The following is a 281-nucleotide window of genomic DNA, read 5'->3' as shown; positions in this document are numbered from 1 at the left end:
CTGGTGCCGGCAGGCATCAGCATCACGGGCGTGCCGACCGGCGCAAACGTGGCCAGCGCGACCTGCACGCCCAATACCTTCCCCTTCGTGGGCAATGGCACGGCGATCCTGTCTTGCACCGTGAGCTTCACCACCCCGGTGGCAGCTGGCAGCAACAGCAGCTTCAACCTGCCGGCTGTGCCGACGGCTGTGGGGTCGAGCACGAACACGGCTTCCTACGATCCGTCGGGCGGCATCAGCCCGGTCAATCCGACGGCGGGTTGCACGACAGACTGCGCTTC

1 protein-coding gene is annotated in these 281 nt (G+C 66.9%); it reads right to left on the bottom strand.

Annotated elements, in window-relative coordinates; all coding sequences use genetic code 11:
* Positions 1–209, bottom strand: a 209-nt coding sequence (locus INR38_RS28630) for a hypothetical protein (RefSeq protein WP_207476068.1), incomplete at its 3' end; no start/stop codon positions are given.
* Positions 210–281 lie beyond the last annotated feature (72 nt).

This window comes from Delftia sp. SD018, from assembly GCF_017355445.1.
GTDB classification, from domain to species: domain Bacteria; phylum Pseudomonadota; class Gammaproteobacteria; order Burkholderiales; family Burkholderiaceae_C; genus Comamonas; species Comamonas acidovorans.
The sequence above is the reverse complement of the archived record's forward strand: the minus strand, read 5'-3'. Positions and strand labels throughout refer to the sequence as shown.